Genomic DNA, 23,537 nt, shown 5'->3' with positions numbered 1-23,537 from the left:
GGCGGAGGCGCGCAATGACACAGCGCCGCGCCCCTAAACCCGCTTTCGTCCGTCGGCCGTGCTCGCTTCTCGCGCAGTTCCCCGCGCCCCTGGCGGCGCTGGTGCAGTGGCCGTGCTGGGTTGCTCGGGCATCTTCAGCCTGTCCGGCGATTGAGGACGAGCGCCGTTCAGGCGCGAACGGGGGTGCAGGGGGCGGAGCCCCCGCATGGGGTCTGGGGCGGAGCCCCAGGGGTCGGCTCATTCAATGCGCTGTACGGGCGGGTGGGTGGGAAAACGTCCCCGGGGTCTGGGGCGCAGCCCCAGGGGTCAGCCGGTTCAACCCCGCTGCACGGGCGGGTGGGTGGGCAAACCCCCCGGGGTCTGGGGCGGAGCCCCAGGGGCTGCACTCTCAAGTAGCCGCCCAGGACATGGGTGTGGGCCCGCCCTCGAAAGGGCGGGCCCTTCGTCTTGCGGTGGCACCGCCATGCAGCACCGCAGACGGCACAGGGTCGGGCCTAGCCGAAGCGGCCCGAGATGTAGTCCTCCGTGGCCTGCACGGACGGGTTGGAGAAGATCCGCGCGGTCTCGTCGATCTCGACCAGCTTGCCGGGCTGCCCGACCGCCGCGAGGTTGAAGAACGCGGTGCGGTCCGAGACACGGGCCGCCTGCTGCATGTTGTGCGTCACGATCACGATCGTGAAGCGTTCCTTCAGCTCCCCGATCAGATCCTCGATCGCGAGCGTGGAGATCGGGTCGAGCGCCGAGCAGGGCTCGTCCATGAGCAGGACGTCCGGCTCGACCGCGATGGCCCGCGCGATGCACAGGCGCTGCTGCTGCCCGCCGGACAGCCCCGAACCCGGCTTGTTGAGGCGGTCCTTGACCTCGTTCCAGAGGTTCGCCCCCTTCAGCGACTTCTCCACCACGTCGGCGAGCTCGCTCTTCTTGAACGAGCCGTTCAGACGCAGCCCCGCCGCCACGTTGTCGAAGATCGACATGGTGGGGAACGGGTTGGGGCGCTGGAAGACCATGCCGACCGTACGGCGTACCGCGACCGGGTCGACGGCGGACCCGTACAGGTTCTCGTCGTCGAGGAGCACCTTGCCCTCGACGCGGCCGCCGGGGGTCACCTCGTGCATACGGTTCAAGGTGCGCAGGAACGTGGACTTGCCGCAGCCGGACGGCCCGATGAAGGCGGTCACGGAGCGCGGCTCGACGGTCATCGAGATGTCGTCGATCGCCTTGTGGGCGCCGTAGTAGGCGGAGAGGCCGGATACGTCGATTCGCTTGGCCATGGGGTGACTCACTGTCTTTCCGGGGGACGGGTCGCTGAGCGGGGGTCGCGTCAGCGACCGGTCTTGGGGGCCTTCCAGCGGGCTACGCCGCGAGCCACCAGGTTGAGGATCATGACGAAGGCGATCAGGACCAGGGCGGCCGCCCACGCGCGGTCGTACGACGCGTCGCTGCCGACCCGGTACTGCTCCCAGATGTAGAAGGGGAGCGAGGACTGGGCGCCTTCGAAGGGGTTCGGGTTGATCAGCTGGCTGCCGAAGACGAGCAGCATGATCGGGGCGGTCTCGCCGGCGATACGGGCGATGGCCAGCATCACGCCCGTGGTGATGCCGCCGAGCGCGGTCGGGATGACGACCTTCACGATGGTGCGCCACTTCGGCACGCCGAGGGCGAGGGCGGCCTCGCGCAGCTCGTTGGGTACGAGCTTCAGCATCTCCTCCGTGGCGCGGACCACGACCGGCATCATCAGGATGGAGAGCGCGAGCGCGCCCATGAATCCCGAGGGCTGGAGGTCGAACATCAGCATCAGGGTGAGGATGAAGAGGCCGACGACGATGGACGGGATGCCCGTCATGACGTCGACGAAGAAGGTGACCGCCTTGGCGAGCGCCCCCTTGCCGTACTCCACCAGGTAGACCGCGGTCAGCAGGCCGAGCGGCGCGGAGATCAGGGTGGCGATGCCGACTTGTTCCAGGGTGCCGATGAGGGCGTGGTACACGCCGCCGCCCGTCTCGAAGCCGGGGACGCCGGCCATCGAGTGGGTCAGGAAGGAGCCGTTGAGGACGCGGGTGCCGCGGCTGACCGTCGTCCACAGGAGCGAGGCCAGCGGGATCACCGCGAGGATGAAGCAGACCCAGACCAGGGAGGTCGCCACCCGGTCCTTGGCCTGCCGCTTGTTCTCGACGGCGGAGGTGACCGCGTACGAGATGACGACGAAGAGCAGGGCGGCCAGCAGACCCCACTGGACCTTGCTGTGCAGGTCGAAGGCGAGGCCGATGGCGACCGCGAGGACGATCGCGACGACGGCGAACCCGGCGCCCGCCCAGCGGGGCAGCGCGCGGTGGCTGAGGCTGCCCTTGCGCGGCGCCGGGGCGGCCGCCCGGGCGTCCTGAACGGCTACGTGACTCACGCGGGGCTCCCTTCAGGGGTTCGGCCTGCGGGGCGGGGCCGGTGGTGGTGGGGCCGGGGCTGCTGAACTGCGGCCGGGGGTACGGGAGTTGGCCCGGCGGGTGTCCGCCGGGGGTGGGCGGGGCTCACGCGTTCGCCCCCGAGTACTCCTTGCGGCGCGCGATGATCAGGCGGGCCGCGCCGTTCACGAGCAGTGTGAGGAGGAACAGGACGAGACCGGAGGCGATCAGGGCGTCCCGCCCGAGTTCGTTGGCCTCGTCGAACTTGGCCGCGATGTTCTGTGCGAAGGTGCCGCCGCCCGGGTTGAGCAGGTGCAGCGAGATGACGTAGCTCGGGGAGAGGACCGTGGCGACGGCCATCGTCTCGCCGAGCGCGCGGCCGAGTCCCAGCATGGCGGCGGAGATGACGCCCGAGCGGCCGAACGGCAGCACCGACAGGCGGATGACTTCCCAGCGGGTCGCGCCGAGGGCCAGGGCGGCCTCCTCGTTCATGCGCGGTACCTGGAGGAAGACCTCGCGGCTGACGCTGGTCACGATCGGCAGGATCATGATCGCGAGCAGGATGCCGACGGTGAAGATCGAGCGGGCGACGCCGACCTCGGTCTTCTCGAAGAGGAAGGTCCAGCCGAGGTAGGTGTCGAGCCACTCGTTGAGGCCGCCGAGGTAGGGCACGAGGAACAGGGCGCCCCAGATGCCGTAGACGATCGAGGGCACGGCGGCGAGCAGGTCGACGACGTACGCGAGGGGCGCGGCCAGCTTGCGCGGCGCGTAGTGCGAGATGAACAGGGCGATGCCGATGGCGACCGGGACCGCGATGGCCATCGCCACGACCGCGCTGACGACGGTGCCGAAGAGCAGGACCGCGATGCCGAACGCCGGGGGGTCGCCGGCCGGGTTCCAGTCGAAGGTGGTCAGGAAGTTGCCCTGGTCCTTCGAGAGCGCGACGCCGGCGCGGACGCTGAGGAAGACGGCGATGGCCGCCATGACGACGAGCAGGAAGATGCCCGAGCCCCGGGAGAGCCCGATGAAGATCTTGTCGCCCGCCCGGCCGGTGGACTGTGTGCGTCGGGCCGGCGGGGCGGGGGCGGGTGGCGGCGGGGTGTCCGTTGCTATGGAAGAAGCCATGGTCTTTCCGGTCTGTGGGCGGGGGCCTGTGGGTCCCCTGGCGGCGGTGCACCGGATGGTGTGCGGCGGGGCCCGAAGCGGTGCCCCGCCGCACGCGAGCGGCCGCGTCTTCGGCGCGGCCGCTCAACTGGCGGCTTACGAGAGCGAGTTGATGGCGTCGACGACCTTGGCGTTGATCTCGGCCGGGATCGGCGCGTAGCTGGCGTCGGTGAGCAGCTTCTGCCCGTCGGCGCTCGCGGCGTAGGAGAGGAAGGACTTGACCGCGGGGAGGGTGGCGGCCTTGTTGCCCTTGTCGCAGGCGACTTCGTACGTCACGAGGACGATCGGGTAGGCGTTGTCGGCCTTGGTCGTGTAGTCCAGCTTCAGCGCGAGGTCCTTGCCGGTGCCGGCGACCTTCGCGGCGGCGATGGCGGTGGAGGCGTTGGCGGAGCTGGCCTTGACCGGGGCGGAGGCGCCGGTGTTGATGTCGACGGTCTTGATCGACTGCGAGGCGGCGTAGGAGAGTTCGAAGTAGCCGATGGCGCCGTTGGTCTGCTTGACCGAGGCGGCGACGCCGGCGGAGCCGGATGCGGCCAGGCCGCCGGGGGCGGCCCACTTCTTGGCGGGCGCGTACGTCCAGTCGGACTTGGCGGTCGCGGCGAGGTACTTGGTGAGGTTCTCGGTGGTGCCGGAGTCCTCGGAGCGGTGGAACGCCTGGATCGCGAGGTCGGGGAGCTTGGCGCCCTGGTTCAGTTTGGCGATCGCCTCGTCGTTCCACTTGGTGATCTTGCCGTTGAAGATCTTGGCGAGGGTCGGGGCGTCCAGGACGAGGCTGTCGACGCCCTCGACGTGGAAGCCGATCGCGATCGGGCCGCCGACCATGGGCAGGTTGATGCCCTGGCCGCCGCCGGAGCAGACCTTCTTGGAGTCCGTCACCTGCTGGGGGTTGAGCGGCGAGTCCGAGCCCGCGAAGGCGACCGTGCCCTGCGTGAACCCGACGATGCCCTCACCGGAGGAGGATGACTTGTAGTTGATCTGTGCGTCCTTGCAGGCCGCCATGTAGTTCTTGACCCACAGGTCCATCGCGTTCTTCTGTGCGGAGGATCCGGAGGCCAGGAGCTGGCCCTTGGCGCCGTCGCACTTCACGGCCGAGGCGGCTCCGGTGGTCGTACCGCCGTTGCCGCCCGTGCTCCCGCCGCTGTTGTTGTCGCTGCCGCACGCCGTGAGGGCCAGGGCGCTGGACACGGCGATGACGCCGAGGGCGGTGGCGCGGAGCCGGTTCTTGCGCTGAAGCTGCACTGTCGGGTGTTCCTTCCGGGAGCCGCCGGTTTCCGTTCGTTGTACGGCGGCGTGCGTGGATGGGCGGTGAGGGCGGGATGCCGAGCACCGTGTAAGGCCGAAATTAGACAGAACAGGTGAAGCGGTCGGCGGGGGAGAGTTAACGGAAAGTGAACCGTGGCGGGCAGTGCGGTGCCGGTCGTTACCGGTTCGTGTTCACGCGGAGTACGGAACCGTTTCTGCGCCCGGGATCGCCGGAGGGGGCCCTCGTCGCCCGGTCGGGCGGGGTGCGCCCGGGGTGACCGGGGGAGCTCTCGCCGCCAGGTCGGGCTGGGTTCGCCCGGGTTCACCTCGGCACCCTCTTCACCCGGTCAGGCGGGGTGCGGCGCGAGCCCGTCGAGCATGCTGAGCAGCAACTGGCGGTCGCGGGGCCGGGTGAGGCGGTCGTGGGCGGCCGCCGGAGGCAGCCACAGCAGCCGGTCGACCTCCGCGTTGGGCGTGAAGTGCCCCTCGCCCGCCTCGGCCGCCCAGTACGCGACGCGCTTGGGGCGGCCCTGCGGGTCCGTGTAGTGGGCGGTGGGCAGCCGCGGGCCGGGCACGCACGCGAACCCGGTCTCTTCGAGCACTTCCCGCAGCGCCCCCGCCAGCGCCGCCTCGCCCCGCTTCAGTTTCCCCTTGGGGTGCGACCAGTCGTCGTACTTGGGCCGGTGCACGAGGCAGATCTCCAGGGCCCGTTCCGCTAGTTCCCGGTGTTCGCCCCGGTCGGAGCGGTCCGGGCGGTCCGCTCGTTCACCTCGGTCGGCGCGGCGCCACAGGACGCAGCCCGCCGCGAGGACGGTGTGGTCGGATGCGGTGCTCATGGCGCGGCCGTGGTCGCCGTGGGTGCTGTCGTCACCGCCACAGGCTGCCAGATCCGCTGGAAGGCGAAGCGGGCCGCCTCCACCTCATGGCGCTGGTCGGCGTGGAGCACACCGAGCGCGTACGCGGTCGCGGGCGCGATGCGGGGGGTGCGGGCCGCGCCCGAAGCGGCCGCCGCCGCACCCGCCGCCTCCCGGTGGCGGTCCAACTCGCGGCTGGCGTAGGGCAGTTGCGCCTGCGTGCCGGGGCCCGCGGGCTCGGGGTGCAGCACGTCCTGGGCGTACCGGTGCAGCCGCAGCAGTCGCCGCACCTGGTGCCAGGGGTCGTCCTGGCTCTCGCTCTCCTGGACCAGGGCCTCCGCGTTGTACGGGCGGGCCGCGCGGGCCAGCGGGAGTGCGGCCACGGCCCGTTCGAGGCGGGCCTCGGCGGCCAGCGCCTTGGGCGTCAGGACCTCCACGGCGGGGGCGGCGGCCACCGGTGCCAGCGGTACTTCACTGGCCAGCAGGGCGACCGCGTCCGCCACCGCGTGGAAGCGGGAGGAGCCGAGCGCCTGGAGCGCCGCCGAGTGGGCCCGGGCGCGTACGGGTGTCAGCTGCCGGTCGAGCAGGGCGCCGGCCCGTGCCGCGCCCACCGTGAGGGTGCCCGCCTCTCCGCGGGCCGGTGCCACCCGGCCGCCGGAGAGCCGGTGCAGGGCGTCAAGGAGCCGGGCCAGGCGTGCGGCACAGGTGTGCTCGCCGTCCAACGTGGCGCACAGCCAGCCGAGTTCGCCGCGCAGCCCGTCGGCCCACACGGGGTCGAGCAGCGGCCGGAAGGTGTGCAGGGTCGCGGCGATGCGGCGTCCTGCCGCGCACAGCGCGCGGGCGGCCTCGTCGGCCGTGCGGCTGTCGGGTCCCGCCTCGCGCTGAAGGCGCAGGCCGCGCAGGAATTCCCCCGCCTGCGCGTGGAGGTAGTGCGCGAGTATCCGGGCCGCCGGGTCCTGGCCCGTGCTGTTCTCAGGTTGTTGCACGCCGGCGCCTCCGTGCGTCTATCAGCATCTCCTGCACGTGGCGCAGCGGCGCGCCCTCGGCGTCGGTGGCGTGCCGGGTCCAGTTGCCGTCGGCGCCCAGGTGCCAGGACGCGGTGCCCGGCCCCATGCCGGTCTCCAGGAGCCGGCCGAGGGCCGCGCGGTGGCCCGGGTCGGCGACCCTGACCAGTGCCTCGATGCGTCGGTCGAGGTTGCGGTGCATCATGTCGGCGCTGCCGAACCACACTTCGGGCTCGCCGCCGTTGCCGAAGACGAAGACCCGGGAGTGTTCCAGGAAGCGGCCGAGGACGGAACGGACCCGGATGTTCTCCGAGAGCCCGGCCACCCCGGGGCGTAGGGCGCAGATGCCGCGCACCCAGATGTCGACGGGCACACCGGCCTGGGAGGCCCGGTAGCAGGCGTCGATGACGGCCTCGTCGACCATCGAGTTGACCTTGATGCGGACGTAGGCGGGGCGCCCGGCGTGCTGGTGAGCGATCTCCTTGGTGATCCGCGAGATCAGGCCGTCCCGCAGGGACCTGGGGGCGACGAGCAGGCGCCGGTAGGTCTCGCGGCGGGAGTATCCGGAGAGCCGGTTGAAGAGGTCGGAGAGGTCGGCGCCGACCTGCGGGTCGGCGGTGAGCAGCCCCAGGTCCTCGTACAGGCGGGCCGTCTTGGGGTGGTAGTTGCCGGTCCCGACGTGCGAGTAGCGCCGCAGGATGTCGTTCTCCTGGCGCACCACGAGGGAGAGCTTGCAGTGCGTCTTGAGGCCGACGAGCCCGTAGACGACGTGGCAGCCCGCCTCCTCCAGCTTGCGGGCCCACTTGATGTTGGCCTGCTCGTCGAAGCGGGCCTTGATCTCCACCAGGACGAGCACCTGCTTACCCGATTCGGCGGCGTCTATCAGGGCGTCCACGATCGGCGAGTCGCCGGACGTGCGGTACAGGGTCTGCTTGATGGCGAGCACGTCGGGGTCGGACGCGGCCTGTTCGAGGAAGGCCTGCACCGAGGTGGAGAAGGAGTCGTACGGGTGGTGCAGGAGTACGTCGCGTTCGCGCAGCGCGGCGAAGATGTCGGGCGCGGAGGCGGACTCGACCTCGGCGAGGTCGCGATGGGTGCCCGCGACGAACTTGGGGAACTTCAGCTCCGGCCGGTCGAGCGCGGAGATCCCGAACAGGCCGGTCAGGTCGAGCGGGCCGGGCAGCGGGTAGACCTCGGCGTCGGAGATCTTCAACTCCCGTACCAGCAGGTCCAGTACGTACGGGTCGATGGACTCCTCGACCTCCAGGCGCACCGGCGGCCCGAAGCGGCGCCGCATGAGTTCCTTCTCCAGCGCCTGGAGCAGGTTCTCGGTGTCGTCCTCCTCGACTTCCAGGTCCTCGTTGCGGGTGACCCGGAACATGTGGTGCGCCAGGACCTCCATCCCGGGGAACAGTTCCTCCAGGTGCGCGGCGATGACGTCCTCCAGGGGGACGTAGCGCTGCGGAGAGGCCTCCAGGAAGCGGGAGAGCAGCGGCGGCACCTTCACGCGGGCGAAGTGGCGGTGGCCGGAGACGGGGTTGCGCACCACCACGGCGAGGTTGAGCGAGAGCCCCGAGATGTACGGGAAGGGGTGCGCGGGGTCCACGGCCAGCGGGGTGAGCACCGGGAAGATCTGCTGCCGGAACAGGGTGAAGAGGCGGGCCTGCTCCTTCTCGGTGAGCTCGGGCCAGCGGATGAGGTGGATGTTCTCCTCCGCGAGCGCCGGGGCGATGTCCTGCTGGTAACAGGCGGCGTGGCGGGCCATGAGCTCGCGCGAGCGGGTCCAGATCAGGTCGAGGACTTCGCGGGGCTGGAGGCCGGAGGCGGAGCGGGTGGCGACCCCGGTGGCGATGCGGCGCTTGAGCCCGGCCACCCGGACCATGAAGAACTCGTCCAGGTTCGAGGCGAAGATGGCGAGGAAGTTCGCCCGCTCAAGGAGCGGGGTCGCCGGGTCCTCGGCGAGTTCGAGTACGCGCTCGTTGAAGGCGAGCCAGCTGCGTTCGCGGTCGAGGAAGCGCCCCGAGGGCAGCTCGTCGCCCTCGCTCTCGTCTTCGTACGCGTCCAGGTCGGCGTCGATGTCCGGTTCGAGATCGGAGACAACGGCCGCCAGCGTGTGCGGGCGGTGCGCGGCTATGGAGGCCACGGACGGCTGGGCGGTCTTGAGCGTGTCCTCGGCGCTGGGCTGCTGCTGGCTCATGTCCCCATTGTTCCGCGCACCGGCCCGGGCCGGCGCGTCGGAACGGGCGGGAGTGAGCGCCCGGACGGTTCTGGGCGGGGGAACGGGTCCGTTCCGGGTGGCGGGCGCCGGAGGCTTCATTGCGCGAGCGTCGCAAGCGTGTCTGAATGGCCGGTTACGAGGACATGACGTGCGAGAGAGCGGACCCGGGCCCCGGGGGGTCGTGCCGGGGACCGGGCCTGGCCGTTCCGGGCCGACGGGGCAGGCCTCGCGGCGGGGGTGCGCCGAGCGGGCGGGGGCGGCCCCCGGGGCGGCAGCGGTCAGACGTCCCGGCGCCGCAGGACCAGGACGGCTACGGCCACGGAGGCGAGGGCCCAGGCCGCGAGGGCTGTCCAGGAACCCACGACCGTGGCCGGGTACGCGCCTAGGGGGTGTCTGGTGGATCATGGCCGGGGGTGCGGCGCCTGGCACGGCACCTCGCGGCGTTGCCGAAACGCCCCGATAGCTCCGCTATCACGACGTTCCGGCGCCTTGCGATGCACCGCACCAGGCGCCGCACCCTGACCGACCCTGATCCACCAGACACCCCCTAGGCCGGTGTGGGAGCCGGGGTTCAGGGCCAGCCTGCTCTCGGCGGCGAGCGGCAGATGGTTGCCGATCTCCTTCAGGAAGCGGTAGCGCTCCCCGCCGAAGAGCAGGGGCAGGATGAAGAGCATGCTCACGACCGCGACGATCGAGGCCGTGGCGTGGCGAAGGACGGCGCCCCAGGCCGGCCCGATGAGCGCACAGACCGGGACGACCAGGGCGTAGGCCGTCACCGCACGCAGGCAGCCCGGGTCGTGGATCGACAGTCCGATGTGGCGGGAGGCCAGCATCGCGTTGGTGGCGAAGAACGACGTGGACGCACCTCCGAGTGTCATGCGCCGTCTCATCGTGGAATTCGCCGCCCGGCCCGAACCCGCCGCCGCGCGCCGGGGAGTGGTCGACCACATCACCGGCCGGGAACGTGAGGTCCTGACCCTCGTCGGCCGTGGCCTGTCCAACGCCGAGATGGCCCGGGAGCTCTCGATCAGCGTGGCCACCGTCAAGGCGCACGTCGCGCGGCTCTTCACCAAACTCGACGCACGCGACCGGGTGCACCTGGTCATCCTCGCCTACGAGTCCGGCCTGGTCCCGCCCCCGCGGTGACCCGCACGGGGGCGCCGCCGCGCGGCCGCCGCGGACAGGCGCGGGGCCTGCCCGCCGGCGGGTGTCTCAGGACTCCGCGCGGTACATCAGATCGACCTCGTGCGTGGCGAAGCCCAGGCGTTCGTACACCGTGAGCGCCGCCGGGTTGTCCGCGTCGACGTACAGCATCGCCGTCGGCAGGCCCTCGGCGGCGAGGTGGCGCAGGCCCGTCGCGGTCAGTGCCTTGCCGAGGCCGCCGCCCTGTGCGTCGGGCCGGATCCCGACCACGTACACCTCGCCCAGGCGTTGCTCGGCGTGCACCTTGGTCCAGTGGAAGCCGACGAGCTCGCCGTCCTTCTCGGCCAGGAAGAAGCCCTTCGGGTCGAACCACGGCTCGGCCTTGCGGTCGTCCAGGTCGCGCTGGGTGAGGGAGCCCTGCTCGGGGTGGTGCGCGAAGGCGGCCGCGTTGACCGCGAGCCACGCCGTGTCGTCCTCGCCCGGCGTGAAGGCGCGCACGGTGACGCCCGCGGGCCAGACGGGCTCCGCGATGTCGAGCGGGCTCAACGGGCGCCGCAGCTGGCGCAGTTCACGGAACAGGGTGAGCCCGAGTACCTGCGCGAGATGGCGCGCCGCCGCGTGGCCGCCGTGTGCCCACACCCGCAGCCGCTTGCCGGTCGAGCCGAGCAGCGCGCTGCCGAGCGCCCGGCCGTGCCCCTGGCCGCGGTGCGCGGGGTGCACGACGAGCTCGGCGGCCGGCGCCTCCACCGGGTCGGTGTCCTCCAGCTGGGCGTACCCGACGAGCACATCGCCCACGATCAGCAGGAAATGCCGCACGCCCTCGCGCCGGCCCCCGCGCAGCTGGAGCCGCCCCTGCTCGGAAACGGCCTGCTGCCCGTCGGTGCGGGCGGCTTCGGCGATGAGGTCGAGGACGGCCTGTGCCTGGGTGTGGCTGAGCTCGTCGAGCGTCTGGATCTCACGGGAGGACGGCGTGGGGGCGGCTGCGTCTGTCATGGCTACGAGGGTACGGCGGGGGCCCGCGCAGGCGGGCGTCGTCGGCTGGGGCGTCGCGGCGGGGCCGGCCCGGTGGCCGGGACCACGCCTCGCGCGGGGGCAACGGCAACCAGCTCGTAACCCGCGAACCCCTGTTGCGCTACGCGCGTTGACCTTAGGCTGCGCCGGGAATTCACCGGGATCTCACAGGGGACACAAAGGACACATGCCAGCGAAATCCCACAGGAAGCGTGCCGTCACCCGCATGTGGGCGGGGGCCGCCGGACTTGCCACCGTCGGGGCGCTCGTCGCCGCGATGCCCGCCGACGCGCACGACCGCGGACACGGACACCACCCGAAGCCGGACCGCACCGTCGACGTACAACTCCTCTCCTTCAACGACCTGCACGGCAACCTGGAGCCCCCGGCCGGCTCCGCAGGCACCGTGACGGAGCGTCAGGCCGACGGGACGACCAAGTCCGTTCCCGCGGGCGGCATGGAATACCTCGCCAGTTCGCTGCGCACCGCCCGCCAGGGCCACCCGTACTCGATCACCGCGGCCGGCGGCGACATGATCGGCGCGAGTCCGCTGCTGTCCGGCATGTTCCACGACGAGCCGACCATCGAGGCGCTGAACAAGCTCAAGCTGGACGTCACCGCCGTGGGCAACCACGAGTTCGACGAGGGCGCCACCGAGCTCGCCCGCATGCAGAACGGCGGCTGCCACCCCACCGACGGCTGCTACGAGAAGGGGAAGAAGTTCCGCGGCGCGGACTTCCCCTACCTCGCGGCCAACGTGACGAGCGAGAAGACCGGGAAGCCGATCCTCAAGCCGTACACGGTGTGGAAGAAGAACGGCGTCAAGATCGGCTTCATCGGCGTGACGCTCGAAGGCACCCCGAACGTGGTGACCGCGTCCGGCGTCAAGGGCCTCAAGTTCGCCGACGAGATCGAGACGATCAACAAGTACGCCAAGGAACTGGACCGCCAGGGCGTCAAGGCCATCGTCGCGCTGATCCACGAGGGCGGCATGCCCGTCAGCGGCGCGTACAACGACAGCTGCGACACCGACGGGCCGGGCAGCGGCATCTCCGGGCCCATCGTCGACATCGCCAAGGGCATATCGCCCAAGGTGGACGCGCTGGTGACCGGCCACACCCACCAGGCGTACGTCTGCACCATCCCGGACCCGGCGGGCAACCCGCGCATGGTCACATCGGCGGCCTCGTTCGGCAAGCTCTACACCGACACGACGCTCACCTACGACCGCCGTACGAACGACGTCGTGCGGACGGCGGTGACGTCGCCGAAGTCCGCGAACCACATCGTCAGCCGGGACCAGGCCAAGGCGGCCGACATGACCCGACTCATCGCCCGCTGGGGCGCGTTGGCGGCGCCCGTCGCGAACCGTCCGCAGGGCTACATCTCCGCCGACATCAACGGCCGCGGCTCGGACGCCCCCGAGAAGCCGCTCGGCGACCTGATCGCCGACGCCCAGCTGGCCGGGCTGTCCGCACCCGACAAGGGCGGCGCGCAGCTCGCCCTCATGAACCCCGGCGGCATCCGTGCCGACCTCGTCCACAAGGCGAGCGGGAGCGAGGGCGATGGGGTGGTGACGTATGGCGAGGCCTTCACGGTCCAGCCCTTCACCAACATGATGAACGTCGTCGACCTCACCGGCGCGCAGCTGCTCACCGCGCTCCAGCAGCAGGTCAGCGGGCCGAACGCGGCCGACCCGAAGATCCTCCAGATCTCGAAGGGCTTCACCTACACGCTCGACATGACGAAGTCGGGGGCGGCGCGGGTGCTGACCGACACGGTGCGGTTGAACGGGGCGGCGCTCGACCCCGCGAAGACGTATCGCGTCGCGATGAACGAGTTCCTTGCGGGTGGGGGGGACGGGTTCCCGGCGCTTGTCGGTACGAACAAGGTGGTTGGGGCGTCGGACTTGGACGTGTTCGACGCGTACCTGGCGGCGAACTCGTCTGCGGCGGCCCCGCTTTCGCCTCCGGCGCCGGGAAGAATCACGCTCCTGAAGTAACCCCGGCCCTGCCCCGGGTGCGGCCCGACGCCCCCGACCCCGCTTTCCGTTGCGGCCCCGGGCCTCCAATCCCGCTTTCGGGTGCGGACCCGGGCCCCCGACCCTGTTTTCGGGTGCGGACCCGGGCCCCCGACCCTGTTTTCGGGTGCGGGCCCGGGCCCCCGACCCTGTTTTCGGGTGCGGGCCGTGCTGGGTTGCTCGCGCAGTTCCCCGCGCCCCTGAACTACTCGGTGCGGGGCGGCATGGGTATTTTCAGCCTGTCCGGCGTTTGAGGACGAGCGCCGGTCAGGCGCGAACGGGGTCTGGGGCGGAGCCCCAGGGGTCTGGACCTCAGCCCCTTTCCCGCCCCCGGAGGGTTTCGGGAAGGGGTGGGGTGGGGCGTCCCCCGGGGTCTGGGGCGGAGCCCCAGCGACCCCGCCGCTTTCGGGTGCGGACCGTGCTGGGGCACCCGCGCAGTTCCCCGCGCCCCTAGTAGGGCACCCGGCGTCGAGCAGTCGCGCCCCCGTGGCGGAGCGGCGCGAAAGGGGCAGGCCGCGCCCCTGTAGGGCACCCGGCACCGGTCAGGTCCCCGCGGTGGAGCCGCGCAAAGGGCACAGCCCCGCGCCCCTGGTAGGGCGCCCGGCACCGGGCGGGACCACCGGGGCGGGTCCGTGACCCTGGTAGGGCGCCCGGGGTCGAGCCGGGTGGGAGGGGGTCAGGTGGGGGGTGGGGTTGGGGCGCCCGGCAGGGTGATGGTGGCCAGCGTGCCACCGGTCTCCGCGCGGGCCAGCGCCACCTCACCCCCCGCATGCTGAATCGTGCGGGCCACGATGGAGAGCCCGAGCCCCGACCCCGGCAGCGCCCGCGCCGACGGCGACCGCCAGAACCGCTCGAAGACGTGCGGCAGATCCTCCGCGGGAATGCCCGGCCCCTGGTCGCGTACGGCCAGCAGACCCCGGTCGAGGGTGACCGTGATCGTCCCGTGCGGCGGGCTGAACTTCACGGCGTTGTCCAGCACGTTCACCACGGCCCGCTGCAACGCGGCCGGCTCGGCCCGCACGTACCAGGGCGCGAGCTCCGCCGTGATGGTCAGCTCCGGCCCGCGCAGCCGCGCCCGGTCGAGGGCGACCCGGGTGATGTCGTGCAGCCCGACCACTTCGAGCGGGCCCTCGCGCACCGCGTCGGGACGCGAAAGTTCCTGCAAGTCCCCGATGAGGGAAGCGAGTTCGGTCATCTGCGCCTTGACGGACGCCATCAGGGCCGTGCGGTCGGCGGGCGGAATGGCCCGCCCGGTCTCCTCGCTCCTCGCGAGCAGTTCGATGTTGGTACGCAGCGAGGTGAGCGGGGTGCGCAGCTCGTGACCGGCGTCCGCGATGAGCTGTGCCTGCCGGTCACGGGAGGAGGCCAGCGCGGCGGTCATCGCGTTGAAGGACCGCGAGAGCCGGGCGATCTCGTCCTCGCCCTCGACGGGGATGCGTACGGTCAGATCCTCGGTGCGCGCCACATGTTCGACGGCCCCGGTCAGCTTGTCCACCGGCCGGAGGCCGGTCCGTGCGACCCAGAGACCGGCCGCTCCGGCCGCGATGACGCCGATGCCGGCGAGCCCGGTCAGCAGCAGGGCGAGCCGGTTGAGGGCGGAGTCGATCTCGGTGAGCGGGCGGGACAGTGAGACGGTGGCCCACCTGCCCGCGAAGTCCTGCCGCTGGGTGTGGACCCGTACGTCCATCCCGTCGTCGGTGGTGCTGGTGTGCAGGGCCTCGGCCTTCAGACCGAGGCTGCGGGCGACGGCGATGTCCTGGGGCGTGACCCGTACGGGCGGGGAGTCCGGGGCCACACAGCGGGTGCCGTCGGGCAGCACCACCTGGATGTACGCGAACGGCTTCTTGCCGGGAGGCAGGCTGCCGTCCGACACACAGGACTGGAGCGCGGCCTGCACCAGGCTGGAGGGCGCGCTGGTGTTGCGCAGCGTGTTGTCGAGCTCGGCTCGCAGCTGGGCCCGGGTCAGCAGCCAGCACGTGACGGCGACCGCCGCGACCGCGACGGCGACCGCCGTGGCGACCAGCATGGCCAGTCGGGAACGCAGCGGCATCGCGCGATAGCGGCGGACCAGACGGTTCACTCGGCGCCGCCCGGCCGGAGCGCGTACCCCACGCCCCGCACCGTGTGCACGAGGCGCGGCTCGCCGCCCGCCTCCGTCTTGCGGCGCAGGTACATGACGTACACGTCGAGGGAGTTGGAGGAGGGCTCGAAGTCGAAGCCCCAGACCGCCTTGAGGATCTGCTCGCGGGTCAGCACCTGGCGGGGGTGGGTGAGGAACATCTCCAGGAGCGTGAACTCGGTGCGGGTCAGCTCCACGAGACGGTCGCCGCGGGTGACCTCGCGGGTGGACAGGTCCATCCGCAGGTCGGCGAAGGTCAGGACGTTCCCGGCGTCCTGACCTGCCGCCCCCGCGTCGACGGCGTACGAGCTGCGGCGCAGCAACGCCCGGATGCGGGCGAAGAGTTCGTCGAGTTCGAACGGCTTGACCAGGTAGTCGTCGGCGCCCGCGTCGAGACCGGTGACGCGGTCGCCGACCGTGTCGCGGGCCGTCAGCATCAGGATGGGCGTGGTGGAGCCGCCCGCACGCAGCCGGCGGGCCGCGGTGAGCCCGTCCATCCTGGGCATCTGGATGTCCAGGACGATGAGCTCGGGCTGGTACGCCTCCGCCTTGGCCAGGGCGTCGAGGCCGTCGACGGCGACCTCGGTGCCGTATCCCTCGAAGGCGAGACTGCGTTGCAGTGCCTCGCGGACGGCGGGCTCGTCGTCGACGATCAGGATGCGCTGCGGGTCGTCCTCGGCGGGGCTCATGAGCGGGTTCCTTCTTCTGTCTCTCTGTCGGCTCGGGACCATCAGCCTCGCATGCGGACGGTGGGGCGCGGGGCGGCTCGCTGCCCCGCGCCGGGCGGTGTCAGTAGCTGCCGCTGAAGGCCCCGCCGGAGTTGTCGCCGCCCTGGTCGTTGCCGCCGGTGTCCGCGCCGCCGCTGCCGCCGCCCCGCAGGCTGGAGAGGTCGGACTTGACGGTGTTGATCGGGATGGCGAAGCCGAGCCCGACACTGCCGGCCGACGAACCGCTCTGGCTGCTCGAACTCGGCGCGTACATCGCGGAGTTGATGCCGATGATGTTGCCGTTCATGTCGATGAGCGCACCACCGGAGTTGCCCGGGTTGAGCGAGGCGTCGGTCTGGAGCGCCTTGTACGTGGTCTTCGACGACCCGGTGTCCCCGTTGAACTGCTGCCCGCCGAACTCGAACGGCCAGCCGCCGCCGCCACGCCCCTGGCCCTGACCCTGGCCCTGTCCCTGGCTGCCCTGGTTGCCGTCCTCCTTCGCGACGGTGACGTCCCGGTCGAGGGCGGAGACGATGCCGCTGGTGACGGTGCCGGTCAGGCCCTCGGGGGAGCCGATGGCGACGACCTGGTCGCCGACCGCGATCTTGCTGGAGTCGCCGAGGGAGGCGGGCTTGAGGCCGCTCGCCCCGTCCAGCTTGATCAGCGCGAGGTCCTTGTCGGGATCGGTGCCGACGACCTTGGCGGTGTAGCCCTTGCCGTTGCTGAGCTTCACCTTGACCGAGGTCGCGCCCGAGATGACGTGGTTGTTGGTGACGATCTCGCCGTCGGACTTGACGATCACGCCGGCCCCGGTCGACTCGCCCGAGTTGGAGGTCGCGTTGATCTCGACGATGCTCGGCATGACGGCCTTGGCGACGCCGGAGACGGTGCCATTGGTGCTGTTCGCGGCGTTGGTGCCGCTGACACCGGAGCTGACGGAGGCGGTGTCGTTGCCGACGTAGTGCTCGACCAGGCTCGCGGTGCCGCCGCCTATGACCGCCGCGACGATGGCGACGGCGGCGACCAGGCCGACGGAGCGCTTGGCCCGGCGGGGCTTGGGTGCCTGGGCCTGCGGACCCGCGGGGTGGGCCGGCTCGCCGCCGTAGAACCCGCCGTCGCCGCCGCCGTGGAACCCTGCGGTGCCGGGCCCGGAGTGGGCGCCGCCACCGGGCCACACCGTGGTGCCGGGGCCGGTCGTCAGCGGGGCGGCCGGCTCGTAGGCGGGCGGGGGCGGGTAGGCGGCCGCGTGGGCCTCGCCCTCTCGCCGGGCGTCGTCCTTGGCTCGCTGCCAGGACTCGTCAGAGTGGATCGGCTGCTGCTCGGGGTACTCGCCGCTGTGGCGGGGGCTCTCGGTCATGTCTATGACCTTCGCCACCGATGATGAGAGCAGTCTGAGGACCGGGTAAGAAGCCCGGCAGAACCGTGTTTGCCCCAAATAAAGGGCGGGGGCGCGGCGTTGCCGAACAGCGGTGGCGGCGAACGCGGCCCGTTCAGGCGGCGGGCGCAGGCCGTCAGTCCTGGCCGCAGCCGCAGCCGCCGAGGGAGCGGCGCACGTCCTAGCCGCAGCCGCAGGAGCGGCGCACGACGAGCCGCGAGGGGAACTGCTTGAGGCGTTCGCGGCGCGAGCCCGCGATCCGCAGCCCGTCGTCCAGGACCAGATCGACGGCGGCCCGCGCCATCGCGGGCCGGTCGGAGGCGATCGTGGTGAGCGGCGGATCGGTCAGGGCCGCTTCCTTGACGTCGTCGAAGCCCGCGACGGCGAGCTCGCCCGGCACGTCGATGCGCAGCTCGCGGGCGGCCCGCAGCACGCCGATCGCCTGGTCGTCGGTGGCACAGAAGATGGCGGTCGGCCGGTCGGGCTTGGCCAGGACCCCCAGGGCGACCTGGTAGGCGTCGTACCGGTTGTACGGGGCCTCGATGACCCGGCCCTCGATGGAGCGCCCGGACTCCAGCATGGCCCGCCGCCATCCTTCGACGTGGTCGGCGACCGGGTCGCCGACGGACGGGGTGTTCTCCACGCCGCCGATGCAGGCCACGTACGCGTGGCCGTGTTCCAACAGATGGCGGGTGGCGAGCTGGGCGCCGCCGATGTCGTCGGTCACCACCGCCACGTCGTCGATCGCCTCGGGCCGCTCGTGCAGCAGCACCACGCGGGCGTCCCACGCGTCGATCTCGGCGGCGGCGCGCTCGCTCGGGCCCTGGCTGACCAGGATGAGCCCCGCGACCCGCATGCCGAGGAAGGCCCGCAGGTAGTGGACCTCGCGGTCGTCGACGTAGTCGGAGTTGCCGACCAGGACCATTTTTCCGCGCTCGGACGCGGCCTGTTCGACGGCGTGCGCCATCTCCGCGAAGAACGGCTGGCGCGCGTCCGGGACGATCATTCCTATGAGGTCGGTACGCCGCGACGCCATGGCCTGGGCGACCCGGTCGGGCCGGTACCCCAGCTCCTTGATCGCGGCGAGGACACGCTCGCGCGTGGCCGGGGCGACCGGCCGGGGTCCGTTGTTGATGACATAGCTGACGACGGCGGTCGAAGTACCCGCAAGTCGTGCCACGTCGTCCCGCGTCACCTTGGCCACGCGCGGCAGTCTACGCGGGGTGACCTACCTCTGGGCAGGGCATATCGCAGGTCGTACCCCAGGCGTGACCTACCGGTTCGGCGGCCGCCCCGCCACCGCCCCGCCACCGCCCGCTACCGCTTGGAGGAGCGGGCGGCGGCCTCCCTGGTCTGCGCGGTGGCCGCGTCGACGACGGCCTTCGCCTTGGCGTCCTCGGTCGAGCGTTCGGGCTTCTCGGGGGTCACGAAGCGGTAGCCGACGTTGCGCACGGTGCCGATGAGCGATTCGTGCTCGGGGCCGAGCTTGGCCCGCAGCCGCCGTACGTGGACGTCGACCGTGCGGGTGCCGCCGAAGTAGTCGTAGCCCCAGACCTCCTGGAGCAGCTGGGCGCGTGTGAAGACCCGGCCCGGGTGCTGCGCGAGGTACTTCAGGAGCTCGAACTCCTTGAAGGTGAGGTCGAGGACCCGCCCCTTGAGTTTCGCGCTGTACGTCGCCTCGTCCACCGACAGGTCGCCGTTGCGGATCTCCATCGGGGAGTCGTCGGACGTGGCCTGCGCGCGGCCGGTCGCGAGCCGCAGCCGGGCCTCGACCTCGGCCGGACCCGCGGTGTCGAGCAGCACGTCGTCGATGCCCCAGTCGGCGGTGACGGCGGCGAGGCCGCCCTCGGTCACGACCAGGACCAGCGGACAGCCGGGGCCCGTGGAGCGCAGGAGCTGGCACAGCGACCGCACGTGCGGCAGATCGCGGCGGCCGTCGATCAGGATGACGTCGGCGCCCGGGGTGTCCACGAGGGCGGGACCCTCGGCGGGTGCCACGCGCACGCTGTGCAGGAGCAGGCCGAGGGCGGGAAGGACTTCCGCCGACGGCTGGAGGGCATTGGTCAGGAGCAGCAGGGAGCTCATCGCTCTCCTCCTACCCGGATGGTCCGCTTCGTATCGTGCCCGGTTCGCTGGCCCATGACGTCGTTTCCTCCTGCTCGGTGAGAGCTCGGGGGTGTTGCGGCACTGCTTCGTACGGTCCGGCTGGGGCCCGCGCTGGGCGCGGGCCGTTTTGTGAGCGTTTGTTCACCCGTCCGTAACAACGACGGGGAAACACAAAAGGACCCGGGGGCTACGGTGCCCGGATCCTCTGCCCAGGAGAATAGCCCACATGAATGCCGAGGCAGAGGGCCGATTTCACACTTCAGCTGTTTCCTCGATCACTCCCGGCCCCCGGCGCGCCACCCTGCGTACGTCCGACGGTGTCCGGATCGAGGCGGTTTACGAACCCTGTGCGAAGGGGCCCCGCGACACCGCGATCGTGGTCGCGCACGGCTTCACCGGATCGGCCGACCGCCCCGCCGTACGAAGGGCCGCGGGGGTCTTCGCCCAGTACGCGGCCGTGATCACTTTCTCCTTCCGCGGGCACGGCAGGTCCGGTGGCCGCTCGACGGTCGGCGACCGCGAGGTGCTGGACCTGGCGGCGGCCGTCGAGTGGGCGAGATCACTCGGGTACGCACGGGTGGTGACCGTCGGCTTCTCGATGGGGGGCTCGGTGGTGCTGCGCCACGCCGCGACCCACCGGGGGAGCGCGTCGGGGCGCACGGAAGCAGTGGCGGCGGTCAGCGCGCCCGCCCGCTGGTACTACCGGGGCACGGCCCCGATGCGCCGGGTGCACTGGCTGATCACCCGCCCCACCGGGCGCCTCGTGGGCCGCCTCGGCTTCGCCACCCGGATCCACACCGAGGACTGGGACCCGGTGCCGCTCTCGCCCGTGGAGGCGGTCCCGCTGATCGCGCCGACCCCGCTGCTCATCGTGCACGGCGACCGCGACCCGTACTTCCCGGTGGACCACCCGTACCTGCTGGCGGCGGCCGGACCTGCGCAGTTGTGGCTTGAGGAGGGCATGGGGCACGCCGAGAACGCGGCGGGCGACGAGCTCCTGGCCCGGATCGCGGACTGGCTGATCGCCGCGCGGCCCGCCGCGTAGCCCATCATGGAGGGCGACGAAAGGAGCCTCACCATGGCAGCGGGAACCATCCGCTTCTGGGCCGCGGCCAAGTCCGCCGCCGGTGTCGCCGATGAGCCGTACGCGGCCGCGACGCTGGCCGAAGCCCTCGACGCGGTGCGCGAACAGCACCCGGGAGAGCTCACACGCGTACTCCAGCGGTGTTCCTTCCTGGTCGACGGCGACCCCGTCGGGAAGCGGAAGCATGAGACCGTACGCCTTGCCGAGGGCGGCACGGTCGAGGTGCTCCCGCCGTTCGCAGGAGGGTGACCCCCACGTCATGAGCGAGCAGTACCCGTACCACCATCAGCAGCAGCCCCAGTACGACCAGTACGGGCAGCCCGTGCCGCAGCCGTCCCAGCCGCAGCCGTCCGAGCCGCAGCCGTCCGAGCCGCAGCCGCCGTTCCCGTACGAGCCGTACCAGGACCAGCAGCAGTACACGCAGACCTGGGAGGGCCAGACCTGGGACACCCAGTACCAGCCCACGATCCCGCCCCCGCAGCAGCCCGCGGAGCCCGCACCCGCACCCGCCCCCTACCAGGCACGGCACGCGTCGCAGCAGGCCCAGCCCTGGCACGAGGGCGCGGCGGGGAGCGTCGAGGAGACGGCCTACCTGCCGCCCCAGAACGGCTCGCCGTACGGCGGCCTGGACGAGGGCGTGCAGGGGGGCGGGCCGTACGGCGGCGCGCAGGACGGGTCGCTGGGCGGCCCTCAGTACGGCCCCCAGTACGGCGCCCAGGACGGGGCCCAGTACGGCGGTCAGTATGGCGGTCAGGTCAGCGCCGAGAACGGCCCGCGGTACGGCGTGGACAGTGGCGGGACGCAGAGTGGCGGGGCGCAGGGTGGTGGGGGTCATGGCGCGGGCACGACGTCGGTGCCGCTGCCGCCGGAAATGCCGATGACGGGGTCGGGCCCCGCGTCGACGCCGTCGTACGAGCCGGCCACGCCGACCCCGATGCCGACGTCGGCATCGGGGCCTGCATCGTCGTCGTCCCCCGACGCCGCCCCGGCCGGGGCTTTCGTGCCGCCGGCCGCGGCAGCCACCGGGGGCCCCGCCTACAGCCCGCCCACCACGGTCGGCAACGCGCGGATCACCGACGCCCAGCGGGCCCGCGCGGAGGGCCGCTCGCCGGTCATCGCGCCCGGCATGCAGCCCGCCGCGCTCACCGCAGCACTCGGTCTGCTCCTCGCGGTGGCGGCGCCGCTCGGCACGTACTCCCTCGTGGTGCCGCTCATCGTCCTCCAGGCCGTGACGGCGGCCGGCTGGTTCCGCCTGAACGGCATGTGGCCGGCCCGGCAGGGCATCGCGCTCGCCTTCGCGGGCGCCCTCGTCGCCGATGTCGCCCTGCTCGCGCTCGGCCGTGAGCACGCGCCCGCCGCGATCCTGGGCACGCTCGGCGTCTGGGTGCTGCTCACCCTGGTGATCCAGCTCCGCTCGCACGCCGACCCCGACGAGCGGATGTACGGCCTGATGGCGACCGTCGCCGCCGCGGCGCTGGCGATCCTGGCCGGCGGGTATCTCGCCGCGCCGCCGCACGCGGTCTGCGTCGGCGCCGCGGCCGTGGCCGTCGCCGTGCTCGCCCGGGCGCTGCCGCTGCCGTCGGTCGCCTCCGTGGCGGTCGCACTGCTCGCGGCAGCGGGAGCGGGCATCGCGGTCGGCCAACTGACCGGCATCGGCGCGTCCGGCGCGCTGCTCGGTCTCGCGGCCGGCGCCTGCGCGCTGATCGGGCTGCGGGTCGCCTCGTACGACTATCCGTCCCGGTTCGTCCACATGACGGCGGGTGTGGCCCTGCCGCTCACCGCGGCTGTCCCTGTGCTGTATCTCATCGGGCGTGCCGTGGCCTAGGGAACCGGGGCTAGGCTCGCGATCGTCATTCCGGGGGATTGATCAGGCGGGACCGGGCAGGCGAGGGACCGGTGGCGGGCAGACCGGCCCCGGACGAGGCGATCGACGACGACATCGAGGGCCGACGGCCGAGTGGTGGCCGACGGGTGGGGGACACGTAGGCAATGCGCGCACTGCGAATACTTTTGATCATCGTGATCGTTCTCGGCGGCATCTTCGTCGCGGCGGACCGCATCGCGGTGAACATCGCCGAGTCGAAGGCGGCCGACAAGATCCGGAACAGTCAGCATCTCGGTTCGACGCCGGATGTCGACATCAAGGGTTTTCCGTTCCTGACCCAGGTGCTCGGCAGGGAACTGGACGAGGTCGACGTCTCGCTGTCCGGCGTCACCGCGACGGCGGGCGGCCACTCGGTCAACGTCACCGAGGTGACGGCCGAGCTGTACGCGGTACGGATCGACAGCAGCTTCTCCTCGGTGGTGGCGGGGCGGGCCGACGGCGCGGCGAACATCTCGTACGCGGACCTGTCCAAGGCGGCGCCCAAGGGGGCGACGGTGGGGTACGCCGGGGCCGAGCGCGCGGCCAAGGGCCAGGTCAAGGTGACCGGCCCGCTCACGGACCTCCTTGAGGGCCAGGGTGTGACGCTGCCGGCGTCCATCAAGGCGATGCTCCAGGGGCAGAAGGTGACGGCGTACAGCACGGTCGCGCTGAACGGGTCGGGGGCGGTGCAGTTGCGGGCGGAGTCGTTGCCGACGTTGCCCGTGCCCGGGTTCGACCAGCGGTTGCGCAAGGCGGTCGACTACGACCTGAAGATCGACGGGATGCCGGCCAGTATCAAGCTGGACAAGGTGGTGGCGGGGGAGAGTGGCCTGCGGTTCTCGGGCCGCGGCACGGAAGTCCATTTGGCGGGCTGACGCCCACACCCCCTAAGCGCAAGCCCTGCCGGGCTCCCACCCCGGCCCCTTGCCCCCTGCCGACGCCCCCCGCACCAACCCCTCTCGCGCAGTTCCCCGCGCCCCTTGAGGGGTCGGCTTTCGGGTGCGGGGCGTGATCGCTTTTGGCGCAGTTCCTCGCGCCCCTTGAGGGGCCGGTTTTCGGGTGCGGGGCGTGGTCGCTTTTCGCGCAGTTCCTCGCGCCCCTCGAAGGGCCGGCTTTCGTCCGCGCCGCCGTGCGTGGCTGGTCGCGCAGTTCCCCGCGCCCCTGGCAGGGTGCGAGCGGAGGCATCTTCAGCCTGTCCGGCGATTGAGGACGAGCGCCGTTCAGGCGCGA

At 71.9% G+C, this 23,537-nt stretch carries 20 protein-coding genes; 6 read left to right on the top strand and 14 right to left on the bottom strand.

All coding sequences use genetic code 11. The annotated features are described in order from the left end of the window. Nucleotides 1–494: 494 nt before the first annotated feature. From pstB to ACGFW5_RS33380, 8 genes are all read right to left on the bottom strand, one after another. Nucleotides 495–1,271 (bottom strand): phosphate ABC transporter ATP-binding protein PstB, encoded by a 777-nt coding sequence (gene pstB / locus ACGFW5_RS33415; RefSeq protein WP_393838088.1) that lies wholly within the window; start codon nucleotides 1,269–1,271, stop codon nucleotides 495–497. A gap of 50 nt (nucleotides 1,272–1,321) precedes the next feature. Beyond that, complete coding sequence (gene pstA, locus ACGFW5_RS33410; RefSeq protein WP_393838087.1) at nucleotides 1,322–2,398, bottom strand: phosphate ABC transporter permease PstA; 1,077 nt, start codon at nucleotides 2,396–2,398, stop codon at nucleotides 1,322–1,324. 124 nt (nucleotides 2,399–2,522) lie between these two features. Next, complete coding sequence (pstC, locus tag ACGFW5_RS33405) at nucleotides 2,523–3,521, bottom strand: phosphate ABC transporter permease subunit PstC (protein WP_393838086.1); 999 nt, start codon at nucleotides 3,519–3,521, stop codon at nucleotides 2,523–2,525. Nucleotides 3,522–3,656: 135 nt separating this feature from the next. Further along, a complete protein-coding gene (pstS, locus tag ACGFW5_RS33400) occupies nucleotides 3,657–4,799 on the bottom strand; it encodes a phosphate ABC transporter substrate-binding protein PstS (RefSeq protein WP_393838085.1) in 1,143 nt (380 codons plus the stop codon). Between the two features lie 350 nt (nucleotides 4,800–5,149). Continuing rightward, on the bottom strand, nucleotides 5,150–5,638 hold the full coding sequence (locus tag ACGFW5_RS33395) for an NUDIX hydrolase (protein ID WP_393838084.1): 489 nt from the start codon (nucleotides 5,636–5,638) through the stop codon (nucleotides 5,150–5,152). Then, the gene (locus ACGFW5_RS33390) at nucleotides 5,635–6,642 is read right to left on the bottom strand and encodes a CHAD domain-containing protein (protein ID WP_393838083.1); all 1,008 of its coding nucleotides are present in this window, start codon (nucleotides 6,640–6,642) and stop codon (nucleotides 5,635–5,637) included. Before ACGFW5_RS33390 ends, ACGFW5_RS33395 begins: the two co-directional genes overlap by 4 nt. Then, the gene (locus ACGFW5_RS33385; RefSeq protein WP_393838082.1) at nucleotides 6,629–8,857 is read right to left on the bottom strand and encodes an RNA degradosome polyphosphate kinase; all 2,229 of its coding nucleotides are present in this window, start codon (nucleotides 8,855–8,857) and stop codon (nucleotides 6,629–6,631) included. Before ACGFW5_RS33385 ends, ACGFW5_RS33390 begins: the two co-directional genes overlap by 14 nt. Before the next feature lie 422 nt (nucleotides 8,858–9,279). Then, nucleotides 9,280–9,756, bottom strand: coding sequence for a hypothetical protein (locus ACGFW5_RS33380; protein WP_393838081.1), 477 nt, complete (start codon nucleotides 9,754–9,756; stop codon nucleotides 9,280–9,282). On the opposite strand from ACGFW5_RS33380, the gene ACGFW5_RS33375 reads away from it, so the two are divergent. After that, nucleotides 9,755–10,024 carry a response regulator transcription factor gene (locus ACGFW5_RS33375; protein WP_393838080.1) on the top strand — a complete coding sequence of 90 codons (270 nt, stop codon included), beginning with the start codon at nucleotides 9,755–9,757 and terminating at the stop codon, nucleotides 10,022–10,024. The genes ACGFW5_RS33380 and ACGFW5_RS33375 overlap by 2 nt on opposite strands. 66 nt (nucleotides 10,025–10,090) lie before the next feature. Here the strand turns inward: ACGFW5_RS33375 and mshD are convergent, their stop codons facing one another. Then, nucleotides 10,091–11,014: a mycothiol synthase gene (gene mshD, locus ACGFW5_RS33370; RefSeq protein ID WP_393838079.1), complete on the bottom strand. Its 924-nt coding sequence runs from the start codon at nucleotides 11,012–11,014 to the stop codon at nucleotides 10,091–10,093. A 205-nt stretch (nucleotides 11,015–11,219) separates the two neighbouring features. Here mshD and ACGFW5_RS33365 point away from each other — a divergent pair, with 205 nt between their 5' ends. Continuing rightward, nucleotides 11,220–13,034: a bifunctional metallophosphatase/5'-nucleotidase gene (locus ACGFW5_RS33365; RefSeq protein ID WP_393838078.1), complete on the top strand. Its 1,815-nt coding sequence runs from the start codon at nucleotides 11,220–11,222 to the stop codon at nucleotides 13,032–13,034. A 694-nt stretch (nucleotides 13,035–13,728) separates the two neighbouring features. Here the strand turns inward: ACGFW5_RS33365 and ACGFW5_RS33360 are convergent. The 5 genes from ACGFW5_RS33360 to ACGFW5_RS33340 all read right to left on the bottom strand — a co-directional run bounded on the left by ACGFW5_RS33360 (nucleotide 13,729) and on the right by ACGFW5_RS33340 (nucleotide 19,338). Continuing rightward, nucleotides 13,729–15,123 carry a sensor histidine kinase gene (locus tag ACGFW5_RS33360; RefSeq protein WP_393838103.1) on the bottom strand — a complete coding sequence of 465 codons (1,395 nt, stop codon included), beginning with the start codon at nucleotides 15,121–15,123 and terminating at the stop codon, nucleotides 13,729–13,731. Nucleotides 15,124–15,128: 5 nt separating this feature from the next. Further along, nucleotides 15,129–15,860: a response regulator transcription factor gene (locus ACGFW5_RS33355; protein WP_393838077.1), complete on the bottom strand. Its 732-nt coding sequence runs from the start codon at nucleotides 15,858–15,860 to the stop codon at nucleotides 15,129–15,131. Between the two features lie 100 nt (nucleotides 15,861–15,960). Further along, nucleotides 15,961–17,235 (bottom strand): S1C family serine protease, encoded by a 1,275-nt coding sequence (locus tag ACGFW5_RS33350; RefSeq protein ID WP_393838076.1) that lies wholly within the window; start codon nucleotides 17,233–17,235, stop codon nucleotides 15,961–15,963. A gap of 199 nt (nucleotides 17,236–17,434) precedes the next feature. Next, complete coding sequence (locus ACGFW5_RS33345; RefSeq protein ID WP_393838075.1) at nucleotides 17,435–18,457, bottom strand: LacI family DNA-binding transcriptional regulator; 1,023 nt, start codon at nucleotides 18,455–18,457, stop codon at nucleotides 17,435–17,437. Between the two features lie 113 nt (nucleotides 18,458–18,570). Next, nucleotides 18,571–19,338 (bottom strand): response regulator transcription factor, encoded by a 768-nt coding sequence (locus ACGFW5_RS33340; RefSeq protein ID WP_393838074.1) that lies wholly within the window; start codon nucleotides 19,336–19,338, stop codon nucleotides 18,571–18,573. A 247-nt stretch (nucleotides 19,339–19,585) separates the two neighbouring features. On the opposite strand from ACGFW5_RS33340, the gene ACGFW5_RS33335 reads away from it, so the two are divergent. The 4 genes from ACGFW5_RS33335 to ACGFW5_RS33320 all read left to right on the top strand — a co-directional run bounded on the left by ACGFW5_RS33335 (nucleotide 19,586) and on the right by ACGFW5_RS33320 (nucleotide 23,182). Further along, the gene (locus tag ACGFW5_RS33335) at nucleotides 19,586–20,404 is read left to right on the top strand and encodes an alpha/beta hydrolase (RefSeq protein ID WP_393838073.1); all 819 of its coding nucleotides are present in this window, start codon (nucleotides 19,586–19,588) and stop codon (nucleotides 20,402–20,404) included. Between the two features lie 33 nt (nucleotides 20,405–20,437). Beyond that, complete coding sequence (locus ACGFW5_RS33330; RefSeq protein WP_393838072.1) at nucleotides 20,438–20,692, top strand: MoaD/ThiS family protein; 255 nt, start codon at nucleotides 20,438–20,440, stop codon at nucleotides 20,690–20,692. Nucleotides 20,693–20,702: 10 nt separating this feature from the next. Then, nucleotides 20,703–22,268 carry a hypothetical protein gene (locus ACGFW5_RS33325; RefSeq protein ID WP_393838071.1) on the top strand — a complete coding sequence of 522 codons (1,566 nt, stop codon included), beginning with the start codon at nucleotides 20,703–20,705 and terminating at the stop codon, nucleotides 22,266–22,268. Nucleotides 22,269–22,432: 164 nt separating this feature from the next. Beyond that, nucleotides 22,433–23,182: a DUF2993 domain-containing protein gene (locus ACGFW5_RS33320; protein WP_393838070.1), complete on the top strand. Its 750-nt coding sequence runs from the start codon at nucleotides 22,433–22,435 to the stop codon at nucleotides 23,180–23,182. Nucleotides 23,183–23,537: the final 355 nt, after the last annotated feature.

Origin of the sequence: Streptomyces sp. NPDC048416 (assembly GCF_043200435.1) — a bacterium.
Classification (GTDB): Bacteria; Actinomycetota; Actinomycetes; order Streptomycetales; family Streptomycetaceae; genus Streptomyces.
Note: the sequence above shows the minus strand (reverse complement) of the source record. Positions and strands in the feature narration are given on the sequence as shown.